A 24,741-nucleotide genomic window follows, 5' to 3' on the forward strand; every position below is an offset into this window, starting at 1 on the left:
AAGGCTAGTTTCGCGGACGTTGCAGGAACGTTGCGCGCTCCAACGCGTACTCCCTGGTGAGCTGGTCGATGCGTGCGAGGGCGAGGGGCCGACGCGGCGCGCCCACCGGCAACGCCCGCGCCAGGGCCTGCCACGCGAGCAGGTCGTCGGCGCCGGCGGGCGTCGCGGTCCACGCCGCGAGCAGCGCCGGGTCCGCGGTGGCCAGCACCGCCGCGCGGAGGTGACCGTCGATCAGCCGGCGCAGTCGCGTCACTCCCGGCGCGTCCGAGCCGGGCAGCAACGGCCCGGGGTACGCGTCGAGCGCGCCCGCCGCGTCGCCCTGGTCCAGCCGGTGGGCGAGGGTGGTGAAGTCGGCGCGGACGGTGCCGCGCAGCCGGTAGGGGCGGGAGTCGAGCAGCTCGAGGCCGAGCACCCGGCGCAACCGGGACAGCTCGGCGCGCAGGGTGACCGGGTGCAGTCGGTCGTCGCCGTACAGGTCGAGGCCGAGCTGAACGCCGGTGCGTCCCTCCGGGTGGTGCAGCAGCAGCACCAGCAACTCGCTGTGTCGGCGACCGAGTCGGATCCGCCGGCCGTCGACCCGCAGTTCCGCTTCGTCGCGACCGAGCGCGGTCACGGTGGTGACGCCGGGCTCCACCGGTTGGTCGGCGGCGAGCTGCGCCTCGGCCGCCCGGGCGGTGGCACGGACGAGGGCCAGGCTGTGCGGATTGGCCAGGTGGTCCCCGCCGGTGATGTCGATCGCGCCGAGCAGTCGCCCGGTGGCGGGGTCGTGGATCGGCGCGGCCGCGCACGTCCAGCGTTGCACCGGGCGGCTGAAGTGCTCGGTGGCGAAGATCTGCACGCTGTGGTCGACGGCCAGCGCGGTGCCGGGCGCGTTGGTGCCGGCGTGCGTCTCGTCCCAGCGGGCGCCGGGCACGAAGTTCATCCGCTCCGCGTGCCGGAGCACGCCCGGGTGCCCCTCGACCCAGAGCAGCCGCCCGTCCGCGTCGCAGACCGCCATCAGGTGCGCGCCGTCCTGGGCGATGCCGCCGAGCAGGTCCCGGAACAGCGGCAGCACCCGGGCCAACGGGTGAACGGCCCGGTACGCGGCCAGGACGTCGTCGGCCAGGTCGACAGGTGGGGTGGCCTCGGGGTTGAGTCGTGCCGAGCGTTCCCAGGAGCGGCGCACCACGTCCCGCACCCGGTGTGGCGCGGCGCCGGCGGTGAGGAAGGCTTCGTGGGCGGCACCGACCTGCGCGATCCGTTCCGCCGGATCGACGCCGAACTCCAGGGCGAGCCACGGGTCAGCCATCAGGGCGACCTCCTCGGCCCCCATCGTGACGCAGCTCACCCTCGATCGCCAACCGCCGTGGCCGCCGGACCCCTGGGCGCAGACGGCGCGGCCCGGGACGAAGCCGGCAGGGCGAGGGTTGCGATGGTTTGTCCACTGGTCGCTGCCGTGGAGGATGGCTTTTGCGGGTCCTTACAGAACCCTTAACCCGGGCCTGCGACGGTATGCGGGCAAGCGGAACTCGGGGGAGCGGACACGTGCGGGTGTTGGTGGCGGACGACGAGCGGTTGTTGGCGGACACGGTGGCCCAAGGGCTGCGCCGCCTCTCGATGGCCGTCGACGTCTGCTACGACGGTGACGGCGCGCTTGAGCGGATCGGGGTCAACCGGTACGACGTCGCGGTGCTCGACCGGGACATGCCGGGGCACACCGGTGACGAGGTCTGCCGCAGCATCACCGACTCACAGGTCGGCACCCGGGTGCTGCTGCTCACCGCCGCGGCCGGCATCCGGGACCGGGTGGAGGGTCTCGGTCTCGGCGCCGACGACTACCTGACCAAGCCGTTCGCCTTCGCCGAGCTGGTCGCCCGGGTGCAGGCCCTCGGCCGACGGTCCGCGCCGGCACTGCCACCGGTGCTCGCCCAGGACGGTCTGGTGCTGGACGTGGGCCGACACGTGGCCACCCGGGACGGCCGCCCGCTCGCGCTGAGCCCGAAGGAGTTCGCGGTGCTGCACGTGCTGCTGCGCGCGGACGGGCAGGTGGTCAGCGCCGAGGAGTTGTTGGAGCAGGCCTGGGACGAGTTCGCCGACCCGTTCACCAACGCCGTGCGGGTCACCGTGATGACGTTGCGCAAGAAGCTCGGCGACCCGGCGGTCATCCACACCGTGCCGAAGGCCGGCTACCGCATCGGCGGGACGGCGTGACCTGGACGCCCCGACGTCGGGTGCTGCTCGTGGGCCTGCTGGCACTGCTGGCCGGGCCGCTGTTGCCGACCATGGGCAAGTGGGTGTCGGGGGTGACCTGGACCTGGGGGCAGCAGCTCTGCGACCTGCCGGTGCCCGGTCTGCTCTCGACCTGCGCCGACGTGCGCCCGGGGGCGTTCGTGCTGCCCCTGCTCTCCGTGCTGCTCGTCACCGTGGCCGCCCTGGTGGCGCTCTGGTTCGGTGCGGCCTGGTGCCTGCGCCCGGTCCGTGACCTCGTCGGACCGATCGGACACCTCGGCCCGCAGAACCTCGGTCACCGGATCCGGCCCCGCGGCGGGGACGAGCTGGCCCAGCTCTCCCGCGCGATCGACGAGATGATGGAACGAGTCTCCGCCGGATACGAGGGGCAGCGACGGTTCGCCGCGAACGCCTCGCACGAGCTGCGTACGCCGCTGGCGGTGCAGCGGACCCTGATCGAGGTCGGCATGGCCCAGGCGCTCACCAGTGAGCAGTTGGAGCTGTTGACCAGTCAGCTGCTGGAGACCAACGAGCGCAACGAACGGCTGATCGAGGGCCTGCTCGCACTCAGCGAGAGCGACCAGGGCCTGCGCTCGCGGATCCCGCAGCGGCTGGACACGATCGTCGAGGCGGTGCTCGCCGGGTACCAGGACCGCGCCCGGGAGGCCGGCGTCACCATCGACACCCATCTCGCACCCCGGGTCGTCGTCGGCGAGCGGGTGCTGCTCGAGCGCCTGGTCACCAACCTGGTGGAGAACGGAATCAAGTACAACCGGCGCGGCGGCTCGCTGACCGTCGCGGTGAGCGGCGCGCCCGCGCTGACCGTGGTCAACACCGGCCAGCCCGTGCCGGCCGAGGCGGTGGCCGGCCTCTTCGAGCCGTTCCGACGGCTCGCCCGGGACCGAACCTCGCAGGGCGGAGGCGCCGGCCTGGGGCTGGCCATCGCCCGCTCGATCACCCAGGCGCACGAAGGCATCATCGCGGCCCGGCCCGCCGAACACGGCGGTCTGCGGGTCGACGTCCAACTACCCAATGTGACCTAGCGCTCCACCCACCTTCCGGGGTCCCGCGTACCGCTGGATCCCGCCTGTGGTGTGCCCGAAAGGAGAAAAACGTTGTCACACACCGTTGGCCAGGTTCGGGCCGATGTCGAGGAGGCCGCCCGCTGGCTGGCCGGCCGGGTGATCCGCACACCCGTGCTGCGGTCCCCCGTGATCGACGGTCTGGCCGGTGCTCGAGTCCTGCTCAAGGCCGAGAACCTCCAGAACGGCGGCTCGTACAAGATGCGGGGCGCGCTGCGGGCGGTCGGCCGACTCGCCGCCTCCGGCCACACCGGGGTGATCGCGCAGAGCACCGGCAACCACGCGATCGCGGTGGCGTTGGCGGCCCGGGAGCACGGGCTCACGGGGACCGTGGTGCTGCCGGTCGACGCGGCGACGACGAAGGTCGACCGGGCCCGCGCGGCGGGGGCGCGGGTGGTGCTCGCCGGCACCGACGTCGCGGAGCGGGCGGCGGTGGTCGACGGGCTCAGCGACGAGAGCGGTCACCCGGTCGTCGACGCGTACGACCACCCGGACGTCATCGCCGGGCAGGGCACGGCCAGCCTGGAGCTGATCGAGGAGGCCGAGCGCGCGGGCACACCGCTGGACGCGCTGGTCGTACCGGTCGGTGGTGGTGGCGGGGTGGCCGGTGCGTGCCTGGCCGCCGCCGGCAGGGGCATCGAGGTGTACGGCGTGGAACCGGTCGGTTGTGACTCGCTCGCCCGCAGCCTGGCGGCAGGTGTTCGCGTCCCGGTCGCGCCGGTGCCCACGATCGCGGACGGGCTGCGGCCGTCCTGCGTGGGTGAGCTGCCGTTCGCCATCGTGCGCGACGTGCTGCGCGGGGTCGTCCGGGTCGACGACGACGAGATCGGGGCGGCGTTCCGGCTGATCCTGATGGAGCTCAGGGTGCTCGCCGAGCCGTCCGGTGCGGCCGGCCTGGCCGGCGCGCTCCGGCTCGCCGGCGAAGAGCGCGTGGGCCCCGGTCGGCAGCGGACGGTCGGCGTGGTGCTGACCGGCGGGAACGTGGAGGCGTCAGTGGTGGCCCGGTTGTCCACCCAGCGGTCCGCCACGGTGACGACTGTCGAGGGGATGGCGGCGTGAGCGCGCCTGTCCGGATCGGAATCCTGTTCGGTGGACCGTCGGCGGAGCACGAGGTGTCCTGCGCGTCCGCGCTCGGCGTGGCCCGGGCGCTCGCCGGCGGCGGGTACCGCACGGTCGCCATCGGTGTCACCCGCAGCGGCGGGTTCCGGCTGCTGCCCGACGCGCTGCTGGCCGAGTTGCGCGACCGGCCGGCCGGTGCGCGGGCCATCGACGACCGCCTGGTGGTTTCCGGGCCGTCGGTCGAGCTGCGGGCCGGGCCGCGTCCCGGCGTCGTGCAGGTGTGCGCCGGCAACGCCCCCGGCGCGGTGCACGCCGAGCTGGACGTGGTCTTCCCGGTGCTGCACGGCCCGTTCGGTGAGGACGGTGTGGTGCAGGGGCTGTTGGAGTCGCTGAACGTGCCGTACGTCGGCTGCGGCATCCTCGCCTCGGCGGTCGGCATGAACAAGGTGGCGATGAAGCGGGCGCTGCGCGCCGAAGGCGTTCCGGTCACCCCGTACGTCGCGTTCGACGCACACACCTACCGTGCGGCCGACGACCCGGAGAAGCTGGTCGTCGGGCTGCGCCGGCCGCTCTTCGTGAAGCCGGCCAGCATGGGTTCCTCGATCGGCATCTCTCGTGTCGGCGAGGGCGACGACCTGGCCGCCGCCGTGGAGGAGGCGCTGCGCCACGACCAGCTCGTCATTGTCGAGCAGGGGGTCACCGGCAGGGAGCTGGAGTGCGCGGTTCTCGGTGGCTGGCGTCCCGAGGCGTCGGCGGTGGGCGAGGTACGGGTCGCCGGTGGATGGTTCGACTACCAGCAGAAGTACTTCGGCGACAGCGATCCGATGATCGTCCCCGCCGCGCTGCCGGACGAGGTGACAGCGCGGGTTCGGGAGCTGTCGCTGCGCGCGTTCGCCGCGATCGGCGGTTGGGGCCTGGCCCGGGTGGACTTCTTCTACGACGAGACGACCGGTGAGGTGTACGTCAACGAGCTGAACACCATGCCCGGCTTCACCGCGCACTCGATGTACCCGAAGGTGTGGGCGGCCGTCGGCGTCGGCTACCGGGAGGTGGTGGACCGCCTCGTCGAGCTGGCCCGTGTCCGGCACGCCGAACGGCCGGCGACCCCGGTGGGGAACGCCCGATGATCCTGCTCTCCGATCCCCGGGTGGCGGCCGTGCCCAGCTCCGACGACGGCGACCCGCTGGTGGACCTGCGTGCGCTGCCGGAGCTACGCCTCGACGGCCGCGCGGCCGACCCCGCCGGGGCGTACGCCAGGCTGCGCGCGGGAGTGGTGGACCGCCTGCTGGCCGCGCAGCGTGCCCTGCCCGCCGGCCTGCGCCTGCTGGTCGTCGAGGGTTACCGCCCGTACCAGGCGCAGTTGGCCATCTTCACCGGCTACCGGGACGAGCTGCGCCGACGGCACCCGGACTGGCCCCCGCAGCGACTGCACCGGGAAACCACCAAGTTCGTCTCACCGGTCGACGTGGCCCCGCACAGCACCGGTGGGGCGGTCGACCTGACGCTGTGCACCGACGACGGGGTGGAGCTCGACCTGGGCACGGCCATCGACGCGACCCCGGAGGACAGTGCCGACGCCTGCTTCACCGACGCACCCACGATCGGTCGCACCGCCCGCCGACACCGGCAGATCCTGGTGGACGCTCTCGGCGGTGCGGGGATGGTGAACTACCCGACCGAGTGGTGGCACTGGTCGTACGGGGACCGTTACTGGGCACTGATCACCGGGGCGCCGCGCACCCGGTACGGGCCGGTGGACCTGGCCGTCGCACGATCGATACCCGTTCCGGCTGAACGGTAGCGCCCTCCCGTCCGTACCAGGTGAGTGAAGGACACCACCGAGGACGGGAGTGACGGCGATGAGGGTGCAGCGCAGGCACGTGCTGGCGGCGACCGTGGCGGTCGTCGCCGCGGCGGGTGTGGCGGTGGGGACCAGCTTCGGGTTCGCCGGCACCACCCCGGCACGGTCGTCCGTCTGCTCCGGCTCGGTCACGTTCTCGGCGGAGGGCGGTGCGCCGGCGGCCACCAGCGACCGCTTCCCGGTGGGCACCCGGTTGCGGGTGACCAACCTGGACAACAACCGCGCTGCCACGGTGACGGTGACCGGCCCGTCGGGTAGCTGTGTGCTGCTCAACGCCGCCGCCATGGAGCTGGTCCGGGAGCCGGGCAAGAACGTGATCCGCCGCAACGTGGTGGAGCGGCTGGACGGAGCGGCACCGGTCGGGCAGCCCGCTGCCGGCACGGTCCGTCCCGGCGTCGCGTCCCCCGGCGCACCCGGTCCGGCACCCCGCTCGGTCTGCTCGGGGCCGATCACCTTCTTCGCCGAGGTCGGGGCGCCTGCGGCGACCAGTGGGCAGTTCCCGGTGGGCACCCGGCTGCGCGTGACCAACCTGGACAACAACCGGGTGACGACGGTGACGGTGACCGGCCCGTCGGGCAGTTGCGTGCTGCTCAACGATGCCGCGATGGCGCAGATTCGTGAGCCGGGCAAGAACCTCATCCGCCGCAACACGGTCGAGGTCGTCCGCTGACGCCTCAGACTCGCTCGGCCGACCAGGTGCCGTCGTCGCGGACCCGGGCCGGTGCGCGGCCCAGCAGCAGAGTCGTCAGCGCGCTGTCGATGGAGTCGCCGAGGAACCACTCGCCGGCCTGATCGAGCGCGAAGACCCTGCCGCGTTCGTCCACCGCGAGGATGCTGTCCTGTTGCTCGGTGCCGATCGGAAAGAGGCGTACGCCGAGGACCGCGCCGAAGTCCGCGAGGGTGTCGGCGGTGTGGGCGATGGTGTGCGGGCGGATGTCGAAACGGGAGATCCACACCTGCTCGCCCCGCCCGCGCCGCGCGCCGACCAGGCTGGGGAACGCGGTCAGCGCCTCCACGGCGGCGGGGAAGACCGTGTGCTGATGGGTCAGCCCCGACACGGCGGTGACGTCCCGCACGGCCGCGGCGGCCATGATCTGGTCCCCGATGTGTGGTCGCCACCCGGCCGCGACCAGCGCGTTGGCGACCTCCGCCGGGAAGCGCCCAGGATCGGGGTCGGTTGCCGCCGGCGCACGCCAGGGTTCGGTGTACGCCCGAGCCGACTCCGGCAGGACGTTGGCGCGAACTAGGAAGGTGATGCACGAGTCGCAGGGCAGCTCGGCGGGGCCACCAGCCGGATCACCCGGCTCCCGGATCCGGAAGATCTCGAACCGGGCGCCCTCCAGCAGCGCCGCCGCCTCGGCCCGACCCATCGGCGCGATGCCCTCGGCGGCCCGGCGGTGGTCGTACTCGTGCAGGACGTCGGAGACCACGATCAGCTCGGCGTGCGCCTCCCCGCCCCGAACCAGGTCACCCGGGGGTAGCTGGTCCAGATAGCTGCGGACCAGCGGGTGATGGTTGAGCGGGACGTCGGCCTTGGTGCCCTGGGCGGTCCAGATCCGCCCGTCGAGCGCCAGGTGGGCGGCGGTGTTCGGGGTGGCTGCCCGGTGGATCTCCCGAGCCAGCAGACTCGACGGGTCGACGGTGCGGGGAGAGGCCGGCCCGGTGGGACGGCTGCGTCGGTACAGATCCGCCACCACATCGCTCGGCACCCGCGGCCAGGTGGTGACCTTGCCGGTCTGCTTGTCGATGACCGTCGTCGGCAGGTCCCCCGGGACCGTACGCACCTCGGTCGGCACGACCGATGTGATGACGAAGCCGAGGTCGAACTCGTCGACCATCGCTGTGCACTCGTGCCCGAGGCGCTGCGAGTCGCGGCGGGCCCAGGTGGCCGCGAGCTGCTCGGCCTGTTGACGGTCGATCACGCACTGAAACTACCGGACTACACGGATCGATGGCAGCCGGTATGGTGCTGCTCTACCGACGGTGACGGGAGGGGCGGCGGTGAGCGAACAGGTGGACCGGCACGCCAACCGCGAGCTACGGGCCCGGTTCGATGATGTGTACGGGCAATATCAGCAGCTCAGGTCCGGTTTGGACACCCTCCAGACGAGGCTCGCCGAGTTGCGGGTGACTCGCCGGTCGGCCGACGGGCAGGTCACCGCCACGGTCGGTGCCCGGGGCGAGGTCATCGAGGTCGAGCTGACGCCCGCCGTCTACCGCGAGCGGGACGCCGGGGCACTCGGCCGAAAAATCACCGAAACGATCCGGACCGCCGCGACCGCCGCCGCCGACGCCACCCGCGACCTCATCGCCGAGACCGTGCCGGCCAGCTCCGGCTCGATGGACTTCCTGCGCACCGGCGACTACGCGGCCCTGCTCGGCCGGGCCGACGCCGTGCTCGGCAGGCGTGAGGGGACGGCATGACCGACGGGCAGCTCTGGCTCGATCCGTCCCGGGCGCGTCGGGGCGGCACCGACCTGGCGCTCGCCGGCGAGGCGGTCACGGCCCGTCGAGCGGCGAAAGGCGGGGCGATCGAGGCTGCCAGCGGTGCCCGGCCATGGGGCCGCGACGACATCGGCGCCGCGTTCGAGCGCAACTACCGCGCGATCGAGCAGACCGTGCTGCGGGCCTGGGCGGGCGTCGGGCACCAGCTCACCGAGTTGGGCGGCGACGTGGTCCGCGCGGTCGACGCGAGCGTGCAGACCGACGGGGCCAGCGCCGCCCGGTTCGGTCGGGTCACCGACCAGCGCTGACGGCCGACGATCCCGATGAGCGTGCTGCCGAGCCCGATCCCGCACCCCCTCGACCACGCACCGTGGGACGTTCCGGGCTGGATCTACGAGGCCCTCGACTGGGTGGTCGGGGTGCAGTGGCCGGAGGGCAACGAGCGGGCCGTCTGGGACGTCGCCGACCAGTGGTACGAAGTCGCCACCGTGCTCGCCGGCCCGCACACCGACGCCGCCGCGGCCGCTGCCGAGGTGCACAACGGGTACGGCGGGGTCGGGGCCGTCGACGCGGCGTTCGTGGCGGCCTGGCGGGGGATCGCCGAGGGTGCCGACGCCCCGCTGCCCGTGCTGCTCGCGGTCACCGCCGACCTGGGCCGGCTGGTCGAGGAGTGCGGCTGCGACATCGAGGGCGCCAAGCTGGAAGTCTGGATCGAGCTGGGCATCCTGGTCATCGAGTTGCTCTCGGTGGCGGTTGCGGCGGTGCTGACCGCCGGTGCCGCAACCCCCGCCGCCGGCGCGGCGATGACCGCGACCCGGCTGCTGATCCAGCAGATCTTCAAGCGGCTGATGGGTCAACTGGCCAGCAAGTCCCTCAGACACGGGCTCAAGGAGGCCGGCGAACGGGCCGCCAAGGAGGTCACCCGGGGTGGCGTGCGAGGGCTCGCCAAGCGGGCCGCCCGTGGAGGATTGGAGGAGGCGGCCGAGGAGAGTGGCGTCACCCTGGCCACCCAGGCGTACCAGAACTCCACCGGGCGGACGCACGGCCTGGACATGACCGACCTCGGCGCGTCCGCGGTCGGCGGGCTCGCCGGCGGGGCGGTGGCTCCGCTTGCCGTCCTGGGCCGGCACGCCACCGGGCGGGCGGCCCGGATCGGAGAGCACCTGGGGCGGGAGATGACCGGCGAGGTGCTCGCCGACAGCGCTGCCAGCCTGGCCACCGGCCAGGGCCTCACCTCGATGGAGGACGTGGCACGCGCTGCCGCGTCCGGCGCCACCGGCTCGGCGACCGGCCAGACCGACCACGCGTTACGGGCACGACTCGACGCGCAGGCCAACGCCCTCGCCGGGGCATCATTCGCCAGCCCGTCGCTGCCGTCCGTGGGGGTGTCGGGGGATGCGGCTCTCTCGGGGGCGGCGTCTTCTTCGGGCGCGGCTGCTTCTGTGGGTGCGGCGTCTTCTGTGGATGGGGCAATTTCTTCGGACGCGGCCTCGTCTTCGGGTGCGGCATCTTTCGTGGGTGCGGCGTCTTCCGTGGGTGCGGCTTCTGCGGCGGGTGTGGTGCCTTCGGCTGGTGCGAGTGGGGAGATCTCGTCGCCGGTGGTGCAGGCGACGGCAGTCGCCGCCACGTCGCCGGACCAGCCGACGCCGCCGCCCGCCGAGATGGCGACGGACCCGGGCGTTCATCCGTCGCGGGTGACCGGCCCGTCCGTCGCCGCCTCCGACCTGCCCGCGGTTGCCGCCGAGCTGCACGTGTCGTCACCATCCTCATCGGGCGCGGTGTCCGACGTGGACGCCGTCGACCGCTCGCTGCGCCCGATCGAGCCGACGCCGTCGACGGATGGGCCCCTGTCGCAGGCGGCGGGCGCAACACACCAGGTCGCGGCCGAACCGACGGTCTCGTCGGTCGCTGCTGATCCGAGGTCCTCGTCGGCGGTTGAGGATCCGAGGCTCTCGTCGGTGGTTGCTGACTCGCGGCTCTCGTCGTCGGGCACCGATACGCGGCTTTCTTCGGTGACCGCACCTGTGGCCGGGACCCTCGAGCCGAGCAGCGGACCGGCCCCCGGTGTCACGCCCGGCAGTTCGCCGCACACCCCCACCGCTGGCCCGGTCACGTGGTCTCCGTCGGCCGGCGCGCCACCACCGACGACCACCGTCGGCCCGACAACGCCGTTCTCCTTCGCTGCCCCAAGCACGACCAGCCGCCCGCCGGGCACCCCGACAGTGCTGGGCCGATCCGCCGTGCCGCCGCGCTCCCCGACACGGGAGGCGCGCCCAACCGACCATCCCGCCCGGGGCAGGGCGTCGATTCCCGTCGAGGTGGCGTTCGGCGATCCGGTCGTACCGGCGACCGACCCCGACGACTGGTACGCGGCGCAGTGGGCCGCCGAGGCGGAAGCCGCCGAGCGGCGGCGCTACCAGGGCCACTACGAGTCGCAACGGACCGGCTTCGAGAACAACCGTCGGCAGGCGGAGGCCACCCGACTGCACGCCCGGGCCGCGGAGCACGATCGCCGGGCGGTCGAGTACGCCACCTACGCCCGACAGCTGCACCGAGCAGGTCACCGACAGTGGGCCGACGGCTGGCAGCGGGCCGCGAACGACGAGACACGCGCGTACGCCCAATGGCGTGACCTCGCGGACGCGGTGCTGGCCGGCACCACGGCGCCGCCGGTGGTGGACCTCGGCGCCGGCACCTTCGAGCACGCGAACAGGGACGTGGGCGCGCTCGCGCTCGGCGCTGTGGAGACTGCCGGGCCGTCCCGGCTCACCGGTGACGACGTGCCCCCGCCCATCGACGATTCCCGGCCGTACGGGCGGCCCGGGGGACTGCGCCCACCGCTCGCCCTGCACCAGGTCGACGTCGAACGGCAGATGCCCCGCGAGTCGGACGGCACCATCACCCGCACCGCCGACCCCCGCCGGGGCGGCTGGTTCCGGCTGCTGAACGACGGAGGTCCCGCAGCCGACGCCACCCGGGGCATCAACTGCCTGGACTGCACACTGTCGTTGTTCGAGACCTGGGTGCACGGGCGGCCACGGGTGTCGGCGCCGCGTACCTTCGACGGGTACCTGGACGGGGACATCCGGCGCCCGATCCGCGGCGAGGCAGGCGGCCCAGGCCGGGTGGAGGACGTCACCGGCGGGCGCTTCCAGCAACTCCTCGCCCCGCCGTCCGGCCAGCGTCCGTACGCCGAGCAGGCACGGCAGGCCGCCGACCGGGGCTACCGCAACCTGCGCGACCAACTGCTGCTGGGAGGCCACGGCAGCTACGCGTTCCTGGTCACCGAGTGGCCGCACGGCGGTTCCCACGCCTGGGTGGCGCTCAACCAGAACGGCACAGTGCTCTACGTCGACCCGCAGAACGCGGTGGTCCGGGACCATCCCCTGTATCCCGATGTGGTGGGCATCGACGCGCTGGTGCTGAGCGGAGACGGGCGACCGATGCCGCTCGGCGGGCTGCCCCGGGGCCGGTTCAGCGAGCGCCCCGACCTGCCCGACCATCCGTCGACGGACGACAACGGCGGCCACGGTGACCCGTACATCAACCGGATGTACCTACTGCTGGACGGCCCGGGCTCGGCAGACGTGGGTGACGCCGAGCCCGTCGACACCTCGTCCAGCACTGTTCGGGACCAACCCTCGATGAGTGGCCCGGCCCGTGTCGTCTCGACGGCAGGCAGCCTGGATGAGATCTTCGCGGCCGGAGTGAGTCCAGCCGACTTCGCGGCGGCGATCGACCCACCTGCGCTCCGTCGTCTGGTACCCGACCTGGACGAGTCGTCGGCCCGGGATGTGGCGCAGCTGTTCGCCGACGGCCGTGTCCGCGACATGCTCGATCACGCACGTAGGGAGCCGCCCGCCAACGAGCCCGAACTGGCCGAGCGTCTGACCCGGCAGTTGGTGCGGCGTCCAGACCTGGCACGCCTGATCCTGTCGGCACCCGAACTCGCGAACTCGCTGACCGCACGCCCGTTGACTCTCTATCACCTGGCTGGTCATCAGCAGGCCATCGACGTCCTCGCCGAGGTGCTCGAAGACGTCGCCCGGTCGGAGGCCGTGGCGTTGGAGACGGCGACCGGCAGGGTTGCGGACCAGCCCCAGCCGACGCCGCTTACCGACGACCAGCGGCGGATCAGCGCGAGTATTCGACTGCCGGATGATTCGGCGAACCAACCGGGATTCGACAACCGCCGTCAGGCTGACCCTTCATATCGGCAGCACTACCTGGACAGCCTCTACGCGGCGGCAGCGGTCGCCCAGACCGAGCTGAATCAGTTGGCGATGTCCCTGGCCCAGGTCGGTGATCGACGTGTCGGCGAGCCGGGCTGGCGTTCCCAGCCCAAGGACCGTCGCCGTGCCGAGGACAAGGTGGACAAGTATCAGGGCGACGCGTCCAAGTTGCTCGATCTGGCGGGTGCGAAAGTCGAGTTCCGCAACCTCGATGACCTGTACGCGGCGCTTGAACGAGTACGGGATCATCCAAACGTCGTCATCGTGAGTTGCCGCGACCGGTTCATATCCCCGCAGGACAGCGGCTATCGGGACGTGCAACTCGTACTGCGGATGGGGAACGGGCACATGGCCGAGTTCCGGCTGCACCTGGCGGCGCTCGACGCGGTGGCGGTCTGGGAGCATGCGTTGTATGAGGTTCGCCGTGATGTGCAGGCCTTGGCCCGAGCCGAGGGTCGTGCGCTGACGCCGCGCGAGGGAGCCATCGCGGATGGAATTCTCCGACGGGAACAACAGCTGTTCTGGCAGGCATTGCAATCGACCTATGAAGGGGACACGTGATGGTCCAAATGCCGGGCTTGGTGCTCCCGTCCTACTACCTCTATTACCAGTCACCGGTGAAGATCGTGACGACTCCCGACGGTGGTGCCAGGGTATGGAGGGTTTCCATCGATACCGGCGGCTGGCATGAGAAGAACGACATCTTCAGCGAGATTGTCTTCGATGTCGGTGGAGAGGTTTTTCGGCGTACCCCTGAGGAGTTCGTGCAGGAGGTGGAGCGCTTTCGGGCTCACTATCTGGAGGGCAACGGCCCGATATTCGCGCTCTACGAGACGATACAGGCGGTCAGGGATGTGGCGAAGGCCGAAGATCGTCACCTGACGTCGAAGGAACGAGCCCTCATTCACGGGATTCGGCAGCGAACCTTCGTGATGTTCGAGGAGCAGCTTCGCGCGGCCGGTGATCCGGGCGCGGATCCCGATATAGCTAGAGCGAAATAGGCGTTGCTCCGCGAGCGGATCGATGGAAGGGCGGGTCGGTGACGACCGTGGGGCTGGGCAGCGGCGCCCACGGGGACGGCCGGTGGATCGAGCAGGCCCGCGACCGGTTGGGCCTCGCCGGACCGAACGTAGGTCGCCGCTGTCGTGGAAAGCAGGCGGCGCGGGCGGGGAAGTGGCAGAGCCGAATAACATCGACGCATGGCGAGACCCGGTACGGAGAGCACCAAGTCCAACCTCTGGGCATGGCCGGTCGGCCTCATGATCGGTCTGGCTGTCGGCATTCCCGTGTTCGGTTCGAAGGGCGGGGTGGCCTTCGGTGTCGCCCTCGGGGTTGTCTTCGCGGTCGCCTTCGGTGCGACCAGGCGTCGGACCGGTGGCACCCCCGTCGACGGGGCGGCGGGGCGAGATGTCAGCTCCACGGACGCGGGTCAGGGCAGCATCTCGACTGACGACGCCACCGTGGCACGCGCCGATGGCTCGCGCCGAGGGTGATCGACTCCGGTTTGGTGAAACCGGGGCATCCGGGTCTGTCGGATAGCCCGATTTTCATGAAGTCGAGTGGATCACGCCCGGGGGCGGCGCCGGGCCGAGCGGCGGCGCCGGGCCGAGCGGCGGCTCTGGGGGAAACGGCGCTGAGCCGTGTCGTGGTGCCGGGCAGCGTGGCGGAGGCGGTGACCGTACAGGAGGAGTTGCGGCCGTTGGTCGACCTGGTCGGGCCGGGGCCCAGCGCGCCCGCGACGGTGGCCGGCCTGGACGTCGCGTACGGCCAGGGTGGTGACCTCTTGGCGGCGGCCGTGACGGTGCTGGACGCCGGGACGTTGGAGGTGGTGGATTCCGCGGTCAGCGTGGGAGAGCCCGCGTTCGACTACGTGCCGGGGTTGTTCGCCTTTCGTGAGTTGCCCGCGCTGCTCACCGCGTTGGACCGCCTGAGCGTCCTGCCCGACCTGCTGGTCTGCGACGGGCACGGGCTGGCCCATCCGCGGCGGTTCGGGCTGGCCTGCCACCTTGGCGTGGTCACCGGGTTGCCCGCGATCGGGGTGGGGAAGACGCCGCTGGTCGGGACGTGGGATCCGCCGGCCGCCGAGCGGGGTGCCTGGTCGCCGCTGCGCGACGGCGGTGACGTCGTCGGACGGGTGTTGCGGACCCAGGACGGGGTGAAGCCGGTCTTCGTCAGCGTCGGGCATCGGATGGGCCTGGAGAACGCGACAGCGCGGGTGCTCGCGCTGGCCCAGCGCTACCGGCTGCCGGAGACCACCCGCACCGCCGACCGACTCAGCCGCGACGCCCTCGCCAGCGCCGAGCAGACCGACTGACCGCACCGCGCACACCGACCCGACCGCACCGCGCACGCCGACCCGACCCCACCGGGCACGCCGACTGATCGCGCCCGGCGGGCCGGTCGGAACGCGCTCCGGCCGGACCTGCGCGACCTTTTTGCAGGTCGGCGGGCCGGGCCGTAAACCGTAACGCCGCACACATCCGGGCCGCTCTATGACCGGTGGGGTAGGTGGGCCGGTAGTAGCCTGACCCGCGGACCCCACCCGGGGAGAACGGCGAGGTGATCATGACGGTGCGTCGACGCGCGGCACAGCTCGCGGCGGTCTGCGGTCTGGTGGGCGGCCTGGTGATGCTCGGTGCGTCACCGGCGCTGGCCGACGAGGACTCGGTCCGGGTGGGTGCGGCCAGCAGCTTCGCCGCCGGCGGTTCTCCGCAGGGGGTGAACATCGCGGTGCGCAAGCGCACCAATGGGTGCGTCCTGCTGCGTACCGCGCTGGGTCTGCGCCTGGAGGGTCTTCAGCCGGACCAGGTGAAGGTCGAGGTCAACGCGGGCGGTCGCTGGTTGCCGGTGGGTGTCTCGGGTGGTGGCGGCACGGTGGCCACCGCGCAGACGTCGCCGGCGAAACCGACCCTGTGCAAGGGCAAGGGCATCACGGTGCGGTACCGGGTGGCGTTCGCCGCGGGTGTCCCGGGTGGTCAACTCGTCGTCAGCGGCGCGGGTGTCAGCGCCATCGGTCACGAGTTGGGCCGGGGCAGCGACACGGCGAAGGTGACCGGCGCGCGGGTCAGCCCGTCGCCGACGCCGTCGAAGAAGCCGACGCCCACCCCGAGCCCGTCCGAGGTCGTGACCGTCGACGAGGCGGTGAACCCGGCCGCCCCGGGCGTTGTGTCGAGTGCCCCGAACACCACGGCGACTGCCGCGGAGTCGTCCGGAGGAGGTTCAATGGTGATGTTCTTCGGCATCGCGATGGTGGCGGTCGGCCTGCTGCTCATCGTGCTGCTGGTGCGTCGCTCGCGGCAGGACCGCAAGCCGTCCGACCAGTCGCCCGAGGTGCTGCCGGGTAACCCCGGCGGCACCACCTACCGCGCCGGCGGTGGGTCGCCGGCCGCGCCCGGTCGCCCCGGTCAGGTGTACGGCCAGCAGCCACCGGCCGCCGGCTGGGGTGCGGTGCCGTCCCCGCGCCCTGCCACCGGTGGGGTCTACGGTGCGCGCCCCGGCGGTGCCGGTGCGGTGCCGGAGGCGACGCAGCCGATGCCGGGGACGCCCGGAACCCGACCGCTGCCCGGGGACCCGCCGACGGACGAGGGCGGCCACACTGTCTTCATTCCCCGGCTCCCGGGCTGAGCGGGGCGAGACACGAACCCTCCGTTAGGCTCAGGATCGGTGTCCAACTTGCGGCCAAGGAGCGGAACACGTGTCTGATCTGTCCCAGATTGTGAAGGCGTATGACGTCCGAGGGACGGTGCCGGACCAGTGGGACGAGCGGGCCGCCGAGGCACTGGGAGCCGCCTTCACCCAGCTGCTCAACTCCACCGACGAGCCGGGCGACGCGGTTGTCGTCGGGTACGACATGCGGGCCACCTCGCCCGGCCTGGCCGCCGCGTTCGCCGCCGGCGTACGGGCCGAGGGGCGCTCGGTGATCGAGATCGGGCTTGCCTCCACCGACCTGCTCTACTTCGCCTCCGGCTCGCTCGACCTGCCCGGTGCGATGTTCACCGCCAGTCACAACCCCGCGCAGTACAACGGCATCAAGATGTGCCGCTCCGGTGCCCGGCCGATCGGCCAGGAGAGCGGCCTGACGGAAATCCGGGACCGGGCCCAGGCCCTCCTGGGCTCGGGCGAGGCCCGTCCGGCCGGTGAGCCGACCCGGCCGGCCGAGCGACGTGACATGCTCCCCGACTACGCCGGCTACCTGCGCAAGCTGGTCGACCTCTCGGGCATCCGGCCGCTGAAGGTCGTCGTCGACGCCGGTAACGGGATGGGCGGTTTCACCGTCCCCACCGTGCTGGGCGACGCCGCCCTGTCGGCGCTGCCGCTGGAGATCGTGCCGCTCTACTTCGAGTTGGACGGCAGCTTCCCCAATCACGAGGCCAACCCCCTGGACCCGGCCAACCTGGTCGACCTCCAGCGCGCGGTGGTCGAGCACGGTGCCGACATCGGGCTGGCCTTCGATGGTGACGCCGACCGGTGTTTCGTGGTGGACGAGCGCGGCGAGCCGGTCTCGCCCTCGGCGATCACCGCCCTCGTCGCCGCGCGTGAGCTGGCCAAGCACCCGGGCTCCACCGTGATCCACGGTCTGATCACCTCCAGCGCGGTCGCGGAGATCATCCGTGAGCACGGTGGGCACCCGGTCGTCGCCCGGGTCGGGCACTCGTTCATCAAGGCGGAGATGGCCCGCACCAATGCTGTCTTCGGCGGCGAACACTCCGCGCACTACTACTTCCGTGACTTCTGGTTCGCCGACACCGGAATGCTCGCGGCGATGCACACGCTGGCCGCGTTGGGCGAGCAGTCGCTGCCACTTTCCGTGTTGGCCGGCGAGTTCGAGCGTTACGTCGCCTCGGGCGAGATCAACTCGACTGTGTCCGACCAGGCGGCGGCGGTGGCCGAGGTGCGGGCCGCGTACCCGGACGCGGTGGCCGACGAGATGGACGGACTCACCCTGCGATTCCCCGACGGCGCGTGGTTCAACCTGCGCGCCTCCAACACCGAGCCGCTGCTGCGGCTCAACGTCGAGGCACCCACCCGGGATCGGATGGTCTCGCTCCGGGACGACGTGCTGGACCGCGTTCGCCGATAAGATCGCCTGCGCCGGTCGGCACCGCCGCCGGTGAAGCCGCACACGTGGAAGGAGCCGTGCCATGGCCCTGGATCCGCAGTTGCTCGAGATTCTCGCCTGTCCGGACACGCACCACGCCCCGCTCACCTACGACGCCGAGGCGCAGACGTTGACCTGCACGGAGTGCGGTCGGATCTTCGAGGTCCGCGACGACGTACCGGTGCTGTTGCTGGACGAGGCGCGCGGCGGCCCCGGGCAGCCGTCGTGATCGACGGTACGGCCGGGGTCAGCGGACGTCGCGATGCCGACGAGGCCCTGCTCGACAACCCGGAGGCGCTGGCCGAGCACGACCCGGGCGGCATGCTCCGGCACACGGCGTCGGCCGGTGCGCAGGTCCGCGAGAGCGCCGCACTGGCTGCCGAGGCGAACCTGGCGGTGCTCGCCGACGACGGGCGGCCCCGAGCCGTGGTCATCGCCGGCATCGGCACGGCGGGGCGTACCGGAGACGTGCTGGCCACTGTCGCCGGGCCGCGCTGCCCGGTCCCGATCATCGGGCACCGCAGCGCCGGCGTACCCGGTTGGGTGGGCGCGGCCGATGTGGTGATCGCGGTGAGCGCGTCCGGTCGTAGCCCGGAGGCGCTCGGCGCGGCCGAGGCGGCGCACCGGCGCGGTGCCCGACTGGTCGCCGTGGGTGCCCCCGACTCGCAGTTGCAGTCGATCGCCGAGCAGGCCCGGGCGCCGTTCATTCCGGTGCCCCGGCGTGCTCCGGCCCGGGCCAGCCTCTGGGCGCTCACCGTGCCGGTGCTGCTCGCAGCCCGTTCCCTCGGGCTCGTGAAGGTCAACGAGGCGGACCTGGCGGAGACCGCGGCCCGGCTCGACGCGGATGCCGACCGCTGCCGGTCCGCCGCCGAGTCCTTCGTCAACCCGGCGAAGTCGCTGGCCCTGGGCCTGGCCGGTTCGATCCCGATCGTCTGGGGCTCGTCCCCGCTGGCCACCGTGGCCGCCCGCCGGTTCGGCGACACCCTGTCGGCCAACGCCCGCTACCCGGTGGTCACCGGGGCGCTCGGTGAGGCCGGTCGCGGTCGGGTCGGGCTGCTCGACGGTGTCTTCGGCGGTCTGGCCGAGGGGGAGCGGGACATCTTCGCCGACCCGGCCGAGGACGACGGCGAGGGCACGCGGCTGCGGTTGGTGCTGCTGCGCGACGGCGGGCTCAACGCCGAGGACGACACCGACGAGCCCTTCGCCGTCGAGGAGCGCCGCGCGGACGCGGTGCAGACCCTCGCCGAGCGCCGTGGCGTGCGGTGCGACGTGGTGACCGCCGAGGGTGGCTCCGCGTTGGAGCGGCTGGCCTCGCTGATCGCGGTCCCGGATTTCGCCTCGATCTACCTTGCCCTGGCCCATGGGCTGGACCCGATGGCCGTGCCGGCCATCACCGAAATGAAGGAGCTGTCGAACCAGTGAACGAACGCAATGGGCGGCGCATCATGCGCGGACCGGTCGGCTTCGTACGGCGAAGCGGAGCGGTGGCATGAGCGCCAACGGTGGCACGAAGGCGATTGTCGCCGCCCTGCTGGCGAACGTCGGCATCGCCATCACCAAGTTCGTCGCGTTCCTGCTGACCAGCTCGTCGTCGATGTTGGCCGAGTCGGTCCACTCGGTCGCCGACTCCGGCAATCAGGCCCTTCTGCTGCTCGGCGGCAAGCGGGCCAAGCGGGCGGCCACCCCGGAGCACCCGTTCGGGTACGGCCGGGAGCGCTACATCTACGCGTTCATCGTGTCCATCGTGCTGTTCAGCATTGGTGGCCTGTTCGCCCTGTACGAGGCGTACCACAAGTGGTCGGATCCGCACGGGATCACCGAGTGGCAGTGGGTGCCGGTCGTCGTGCTGGTGGCGGCGATCATCATGGAGTCGTTCTCCTTCCGGACCGCCATCAAGGAGTCCAACCACATCCGGGGCAACCAGTCCTGGGTGCGCTTCATCCGCCGGGCCAAGGCACCGGAGTTGCCGGTGGTGCTGCTGGAGGACTTCGGCGCCCTGGTCGGTCTGGTGTTCGCGCTCTTCGGCGTCACCATGACCCTGATCACCGGCAACGGGGAGTGGGACGCCGCCGGCACCGCGATGATCGGCCTGTTGCTGGTCGCCATCGCCATCGTGCTGGCCCTCGAAACGAAGAGCCTGCTGCTCGGTGAGGGTGCCGAGGCGTCGGAGCTGGCCGCCATCGAGCGCGCCGTCACCGACGGCCCCGAGGTGGAGCGGATCATCCACATGAAGACGCTCTACCTGGGCCCGGAAGAGCTGATGGTGGCCGCGAAGATCGGCGTGCCGGCGTGCGAGAGCGCCCACGACCTGGCCCGGGGCATCAACGCCGTGGAGGCGCGGATCCGCGCCGCGGTGCCGATCGCCCGGGTGATCTACCTGGAGCCGGACATCTACAGCGTCGCCGCCGCCGAAGCCGGCACCGGCGCCGCCGCTGACACCGCCGTTCCCCAACCAGAGGCCGAGCGGTCCGGGGGCTGACTGGTGGAGCCACTGTACGGACCGATCCGCGACTACGCATGGGGGTCTCGTTCGGCCATCGCCCTCCTCCAGGGGAGGCCGGTGCCCAGCGAGGGGCCGGAGGCGGAGCTGTGGTTGGGCGCCCACCCGGGCGCCCCGGCCAGCGTGGTCCGTGCCGGTCTGCGGCTGAGCCTCTGTGATCTGGTGCGGGACGAGCCGGGGCAGTGGCTCGGCCAGCGGGTGTCCGAGCGGTTCGGCAGTCGCCTGCCGTTCCTGCTCAAGGTCCTCGCGGCCGACGCTCCGCTGAGCCTCCAGGCTCATCCGGACGCCGAGCAGGCCCGGGCTGGCTTCGCGGCGCAGGCCGGGCGCCCCGAGGGGGAGCGCAACTACTCGGACCCGCACCACAAACCGGAGTTGCTGGTCGCGCTCACGCCGTTCGAGGCGCTGTGCGGTTTCCGGGACCCGGCGGAGTCGGCGGAGGCGCTCGCCGCGTTCGGCGTACCGGAGTTGGCGCCGGTGGTCGAGGCGTTGCGGGCTGGGCCGGCGGGGCTGCGGACGGCGGTACGGACGCTGCTCGGCTGGCCGGTCGAGCAGCGTGACGGGTTGTTGGGCGCCGTGCTGGCGTCGTCGGCCGACGGCCCGGACGCGGAGCTGGTGCGCCGACTGGCCAAGGCCTACCCGGCCGATCCGGGCGCGCTGGTGGCGCTGCTGCTGCACCACCTACGGCTGGTCGCGGGCGAGGGGATCTGGATGCCGGCCGGCAACCTGCACGCCTACCTGAGCGGCTGCGGGGTGGAGATCATGGCGGCCAGCGACAACGTGCTGCGCGGTGGTCTGACCCCGAAGCGGGTGGACGTCGACGAGCTGCTGCGGGTGCTGCGTTTCGAGGTGCTCGACGATCCGGTGCGGGCCGCCCATCCGGTGGGCCCGGGTGTGGACTGCTGGCCCGTGCCGGTGGACGACTTCGCGTTGCACCGGGTGCGCGTCGGTGCGGAGGTGCCCTCGGTCACGCTGCCGTTGCCCGGTCCCCGGGTGGTGCTCTGCGGTGGCGGTTCGATCACCGTGGACGATGGCGCCGGTGCGGTGACGCTCGCGTCCGGCGAGGCGGCGATCGGCACGGCGGCCGGTGAGCCGTTGCGGGTCAGCGGCGCCGGTGAGGCGTACGTGGCGACCTCTGGATTGCGCTGACGCGCACGCTCGGCAACGCCACAAGTCCGACTTTCCCGGAATAGCTTGACGCCACCCTGCCTGAGTGTGACTCTATGAGTACGCAGCGTTATCGCGACGACGGTCCGAGAACGTGCGGGGGAACCAAACCGGGGGGATGCACGGGGCGGGCGGGACGTGGGCGGGTAAGTCCGTCCATCACCGACCGCCCCGTGCGCTGTCCGCGGCCCGTCCCCAGATGCCCGTCGCCGGCGCGCGTAAGGTGGAAGGTCGGCGCAGACATCGTTCGACAGGAGCTTTCATGACCAGCACCCTCCCGGCGTCCGCCAGCGGTACGCCGTCCGAGGCCCGGCCGAGCACGCTCGCCGAAGGCGACTTCAAGGTGGCGGATCTGTCGCTCGCCGAGTTCGGGCGTAAGGAGATCCAGCTCGCCGAGCACGAGATGCCCGGCCTGATGGCGATTCGCCGGGAGTTCGCCGAGGCGCAGCCCCTCGCCGGCGCGCGGATCACCGGCTCGCTGCACATGACCATCCAGACCGCCGTCCTGATCGAGACGCTGGTCGCGCTCGGCGCGCAGGTGCGCTGGGCGTCCTGCAACATCTTCTCCACCCAGGACCACGCCGCCGCGGCGATCGTCGTCGGCCCCGAGGGCACCCCCGAGGCCCCGGCCGGCGTGCCGGTGTACGCGTGGAAGGGCGAGACCCTCCCGGAGTACTGGTGGTGCACCGAGCAGGTGCTCGCCTGGCCGGACGGGCAGGGCCCGAACATGATCCTCGACGACGGCGGCGACGCCACCCTGCTCGTGCACAAGGGCGCGGAGTTCGAGAAGGCCGGGGCGGTCCCGCCGGTCGAGTCCGCCGACTCCGAGGAGTACGGCGTCATCCTCGAACTGCTGCACCGCTCGCTCGGCGAGGACAACCAGCGCTGGACCCGGATCTCCGCCGGCATCAAGGGCGTGACCGAGGAGACCACCACCGGCGTGCACCGGCTCTACGAGATGCACCGCGCGGGCACCCTGCTCTTCCCGGCCATCAACGTCAACGACTCGGTGACCAAGAGCAAGTTCGACAACAAGTACGGCTGCCGGCACTCGCTGATCGACGGCCTCAACCGGGCCACCGACGTGCTGATCGGCGGCAAGATGGCCGTGGTGATGGGCTACGGCGACGTGGGCAAGGGGTGCGCCGAGTCGCTGCGCGGCCAGGGCGCCCGGGTCGTGGTGACCGAGGTCGACCCGATCTGCGCGTTGCAGGCCGCGATGGACGGCTACCAGGTCGCCACCCTGGACGACGTGGTCGAGCAGGCGGACATCTTCATCACCGCGACCGGCTGCTTCGACGTCATCACCAACGAGCACATGGCCCGGATGAAGCACCAGGCCATCGTCGGCAACATCGGCCACTTCGACAACGAGATCGACATGGCTGGTCTGGCCAAGCGTTCCGACGTCGAGCGGGTCAACATCAAGCCGCAGGTCGACCTGTGGCGCTTCGCCGATGGGCACGCGATCATCGTGCTCTCCGAGGGCCGCCTGCTGAACCTGGGCAACGCCACCGGGCACCCGAGCTTCGTGATGTCGAACTCGTTCGCGAACCAGACGATCGCCCAGATCGAGCTGTTCACCAAGACCGAGGAGTACCCGATCGGCGTCTACGTGCTGCCCAAGCACCTGGACGAGAAGGTTGCCCGGCTGCACCTGGGCGCGCTCGGCGCCAAGCTGAGCACGCTGACCAAGGAGCAGGCCGCGTACCTGGGTGTCTCCACGGAGGGTCCGTTCAAGCCGGATCACTACCGCTACTGATCGACGATTCCGGACCGGGTCGGCTGTTCGCAGCCGGCCCGGTTTCGTCGTATCCGGCACCAGGGCCCGCGGTCGTCAGGGCCGGCGGGCTCAGCCCGACCGAGGGCCGCGGCGGGTGGGGCGGAACCACGTCCAGACGCACCAGGCCAGCCAGCCGACCGACACGACGGTGGCCAGGGCCCGCAGGCGCAATGCGCTGAGCAGCAGCACGACGGCCAGCACCGTCAGCCACGGCAGGAATGCCTTCACGGCGGGATCCTCCCACAGTCGACCGGGGTGGCCCGCCCTCCCGAGGCCGAAGAGGCTGGTCGCAGGGCGAGTGAGCTTGTCGCGATCGACTTGACGCCAGCCCCGAGCGGGAGGAAGGTATGCCTGCCCTAAGTCAGTTGAGGCGTGCCTAATCAACTCGGAGCCCGGATGTTCGCCACCTACCTGATCGGCCTTCGGGAAGGCCTGGAGGCCACCCTGGTGGTCAGCATCCTGGTCGCCTTCCTGGTGAAGTCGCAGCGTCGGGACCGGTTGCCCCAGGTCTGGGCGGGCGTCGGCCTGGCCGTCGTGCTCTCGGTGCTCTTCGGCTGGCTGATCGAATACACGTCGACCTCGCTGCTGGCCCGCTCCGAGGACCGGGAGTTGTTCGAGGCGATCACCTCCGTCGCCGCCGTCGTCTTCGTCACCTGGATGATCTTCTGGATGCGCCGAGCCGCCCGGACCATCGCCGGCGAGCTGCGGGGCAAGCTCACCGAGGCGCTGGCCGTCGGGTCCCTCGCGGTAGCCGGCATGGCCTTCCTCGCGGTGATCCGCGAGGGCCTGGAGACGGCACTGATCTTCTACTCGGCTGCCCAGGGTGCGGCCGGCGACAGTGGACCGCTGCTCGCGTTGATCGGCGGCATCGTGACCGCCGTGGTGCTCGGCGTGCTGCTCTACGCCAGCGCCCTGCGGATCAACCTCAGCAAGTTCTTCACCTGGACCGGCGCGCTGCTGATCCTGGTCGCCGCCGGCATCCTCAAGTACGGCGTACACGACTTCCAGGAGGCCGGCGTCCTGCCCGGCCTGAACGACCTGGCCTTCGACATCACCAGCACGCTCGACCCGAGCACCTGGTACGCCGCCCTGCTCGCCGGCATGTTCAACGTGACTCCCGCGCCCACCGTGCTGGAGACCATCGCCTGGGTCGGGTACGCCGTACCGGTCCTCCTGCTCTTCCTGCGGCCGGCCCGGCGTACGCCGACACCCACCGCGACCACCACCGTCACCGAGCGCGGGGCCGACACCGGCACCGAGGCCGAGGCCGAGGCGGCGTCCACGCCGCAGCGTGCCTGACTCCACGAGG

23 protein-coding genes are annotated in these 24,741 nt (G+C 71.9%); 20 read left to right on the forward strand and 3 right to left on the reverse strand.

Going from position 1 to position 24,741, the window contains the following annotated elements:
• Positions 1-4 precede the first annotated feature (4 nt).
• Positions 5-1,288: a GAF domain-containing protein gene (locus HNR22_RS24040; protein ID WP_179782237.1), complete on the reverse strand. Its 1,284-nt coding sequence runs from the start codon at positions 1,286-1,288 to the stop codon at positions 5-7.
• A gap of 236 nt (positions 1,289-1,524) precedes the next feature.
• Here HNR22_RS24040 and HNR22_RS24045 point away from each other — a divergent pair, with 236 nt between their 5' ends.
• From HNR22_RS24045 to HNR22_RS24070, 6 genes are all read left to right on the forward strand, one after another.
• Positions 1,525-2,190: a response regulator gene (locus tag HNR22_RS24045; RefSeq protein ID WP_179782238.1), complete on the forward strand. Its 666-nt coding sequence runs from the start codon at positions 1,525-1,527 to the stop codon at positions 2,188-2,190.
• Complete coding sequence (locus HNR22_RS24050) at positions 2,187-3,251, forward strand: sensor histidine kinase (protein ID WP_343059945.1); 1,065 nt, start codon at positions 2,187-2,189, stop codon at positions 3,249-3,251. The genes HNR22_RS24045 and HNR22_RS24050 overlap by 4 nt, the downstream gene beginning before the upstream one ends.
• Before the next feature lie 72 nt (positions 3,252-3,323).
• Positions 3,324-4,349, forward strand: coding sequence for a threonine ammonia-lyase (locus tag HNR22_RS24055; protein WP_246380996.1), 1,026 nt, complete (start codon positions 3,324-3,326; stop codon positions 4,347-4,349).
• Complete coding sequence (locus tag HNR22_RS24060) at positions 4,346-5,476, forward strand: D-alanine--D-alanine ligase (RefSeq protein WP_179782239.1); 1,131 nt, start codon at positions 4,346-4,348, stop codon at positions 5,474-5,476. Before HNR22_RS24055 ends, HNR22_RS24060 begins: the two co-directional genes overlap by 4 nt.
• A complete protein-coding gene (locus HNR22_RS24065) occupies positions 5,473-6,150 on the forward strand; it encodes a M15 family metallopeptidase (protein ID WP_179782240.1) in 678 nt (225 codons plus the stop codon). The genes HNR22_RS24060 and HNR22_RS24065 overlap by 4 nt, the downstream gene beginning before the upstream one ends.
• A 58-nt stretch (positions 6,151-6,208) precedes the next feature.
• Positions 6,209-6,880 carry an RlpA-like double-psi beta-barrel domain-containing protein gene (locus tag HNR22_RS24070; protein WP_179782241.1) on the forward strand — a complete coding sequence of 224 codons (672 nt, stop codon included), beginning with the start codon at positions 6,209-6,211 and terminating at the stop codon, positions 6,878-6,880.
• Positions 6,881-6,884: 4 nt separating this feature from the next.
• On the opposite strand, the gene HNR22_RS24075 is transcribed toward HNR22_RS24070, so the two are convergent.
• The gene (locus tag HNR22_RS24075) at positions 6,885-8,132 is read right to left on the reverse strand and encodes an SUKH-3 domain-containing protein (protein WP_179782242.1); all 1,248 of its coding nucleotides are present in this window, start codon (positions 8,130-8,132) and stop codon (positions 6,885-6,887) included.
• A 79-nt stretch (positions 8,133-8,211) separates the two neighbouring features.
• On the opposite strand from HNR22_RS24075, the gene HNR22_RS24080 reads away from it, so the two are divergent.
• From HNR22_RS24080 to ahcY, 13 genes are all read left to right on the forward strand, one after another.
• On the forward strand, positions 8,212-8,634 hold the full coding sequence (locus tag HNR22_RS24080) for a YbaB/EbfC family nucleoid-associated protein (RefSeq protein ID WP_179782243.1): 423 nt from the start codon (positions 8,212-8,214) through the stop codon (positions 8,632-8,634).
• The gene (locus HNR22_RS24085) at positions 8,631-8,963 is read left to right on the forward strand and encodes a hypothetical protein (protein ID WP_179782244.1); all 333 of its coding nucleotides are present in this window, start codon (positions 8,631-8,633) and stop codon (positions 8,961-8,963) included. Before HNR22_RS24080 ends, HNR22_RS24085 begins: the two co-directional genes overlap by 4 nt.
• 15 nt (positions 8,964-8,978) lie before the next feature.
• Entirely contained in the window at positions 8,979-13,448 is a 4,470-nt protein-coding gene (locus HNR22_RS24090; RefSeq protein ID WP_179782245.1) for a toxin glutamine deamidase domain-containing protein, read from the forward strand.
• Positions 13,449-13,504: 56 nt separating this feature from the next.
• Positions 13,505-13,888, forward strand: coding sequence for a hypothetical protein (locus tag HNR22_RS24095; protein ID WP_343059946.1), 384 nt, complete (start codon positions 13,505-13,507; stop codon positions 13,886-13,888).
• A gap of 198 nt (positions 13,889-14,086) precedes the next feature.
• A complete protein-coding gene (locus HNR22_RS24100) occupies positions 14,087-14,380 on the forward strand; it encodes a hypothetical protein (RefSeq protein ID WP_179782247.1) in 294 nt (97 codons plus the stop codon).
• A 155-nt stretch (positions 14,381-14,535) separates the two neighbouring features.
• Positions 14,536-15,201 carry a deoxyribonuclease V gene (gene nfi, locus HNR22_RS24105; protein WP_343060051.1) on the forward strand — a complete coding sequence of 222 codons (666 nt, stop codon included), beginning with the start codon at positions 14,536-14,538 and terminating at the stop codon, positions 15,199-15,201.
• 251 nt (positions 15,202-15,452) lie between these two features.
• The gene (locus HNR22_RS24110) at positions 15,453-16,511 is read left to right on the forward strand and encodes a hypothetical protein (protein ID WP_179782249.1); all 1,059 of its coding nucleotides are present in this window, start codon (positions 15,453-15,455) and stop codon (positions 16,509-16,511) included.
• Positions 16,512-16,581: 70 nt separating this feature from the next.
• Positions 16,582-17,967 (forward strand): phosphomannomutase/phosphoglucomutase, encoded by a 1,386-nt coding sequence (locus HNR22_RS24115; protein WP_179782250.1) that lies wholly within the window; start codon positions 16,582-16,584, stop codon positions 17,965-17,967.
• Between the two features lie 61 nt (positions 17,968-18,028).
• Positions 18,029-18,214: a Trm112 family protein gene (locus HNR22_RS24120; protein WP_030490836.1), complete on the forward strand. Its 186-nt coding sequence runs from the start codon at positions 18,029-18,031 to the stop codon at positions 18,212-18,214.
• Positions 18,211-19,407 (forward strand): SIS domain-containing protein, encoded by a 1,197-nt coding sequence (locus HNR22_RS24125; RefSeq protein ID WP_179782251.1) that lies wholly within the window; start codon positions 18,211-18,213, stop codon positions 19,405-19,407. Before HNR22_RS24120 ends, HNR22_RS24125 begins: the two co-directional genes overlap by 4 nt.
• 67 nt (positions 19,408-19,474) lie before the next feature.
• Positions 19,475-20,464 (forward strand): cation diffusion facilitator family transporter, encoded by a 990-nt coding sequence (locus HNR22_RS24130; RefSeq protein ID WP_179782252.1) that lies wholly within the window; start codon positions 19,475-19,477, stop codon positions 20,462-20,464.
• A 3-nt stretch (positions 20,465-20,467) separates the two neighbouring features.
• Positions 20,468-21,631: a mannose-6-phosphate isomerase, class I gene (gene manA / locus HNR22_RS24135; RefSeq protein ID WP_179782253.1), complete on the forward strand. Its 1,164-nt coding sequence runs from the start codon at positions 20,468-20,470 to the stop codon at positions 21,629-21,631.
• Between the two features lie 280 nt (positions 21,632-21,911).
• Entirely contained in the window at positions 21,912-23,411 is a 1,500-nt protein-coding gene (gene ahcY / locus HNR22_RS24140) for an adenosylhomocysteinase (RefSeq protein WP_179782254.1), read from the forward strand.
• A gap of 90 nt (positions 23,412-23,501) precedes the next feature.
• Here the strand turns inward: ahcY and HNR22_RS24145 are convergent, their stop codons facing one another.
• Positions 23,502-23,660 carry a hypothetical protein gene (locus HNR22_RS24145; RefSeq protein WP_172861943.1) on the reverse strand — a complete coding sequence of 53 codons (159 nt, stop codon included), beginning with the start codon at positions 23,658-23,660 and terminating at the stop codon, positions 23,502-23,504.
• A gap of 168 nt (positions 23,661-23,828) precedes the next feature.
• Between HNR22_RS24145 and efeU the strand changes: the two genes are divergently transcribed.
• Positions 23,829-24,731, forward strand: a complete 903-nt coding sequence (gene efeU / locus HNR22_RS24150; protein WP_179782255.1) for an iron uptake transporter permease EfeU — start codon at positions 23,829-23,831, stop codon at positions 24,729-24,731.
• Positions 24,732-24,741 lie beyond the last annotated feature (10 nt).

The sequence above is a fragment of the Micromonospora jinlongensis genome (assembly GCF_013410645.1).
GTDB lineage: Bacteria > Actinomycetota > Actinomycetes > Mycobacteriales > Micromonosporaceae > Micromonospora > Micromonospora zamorensis.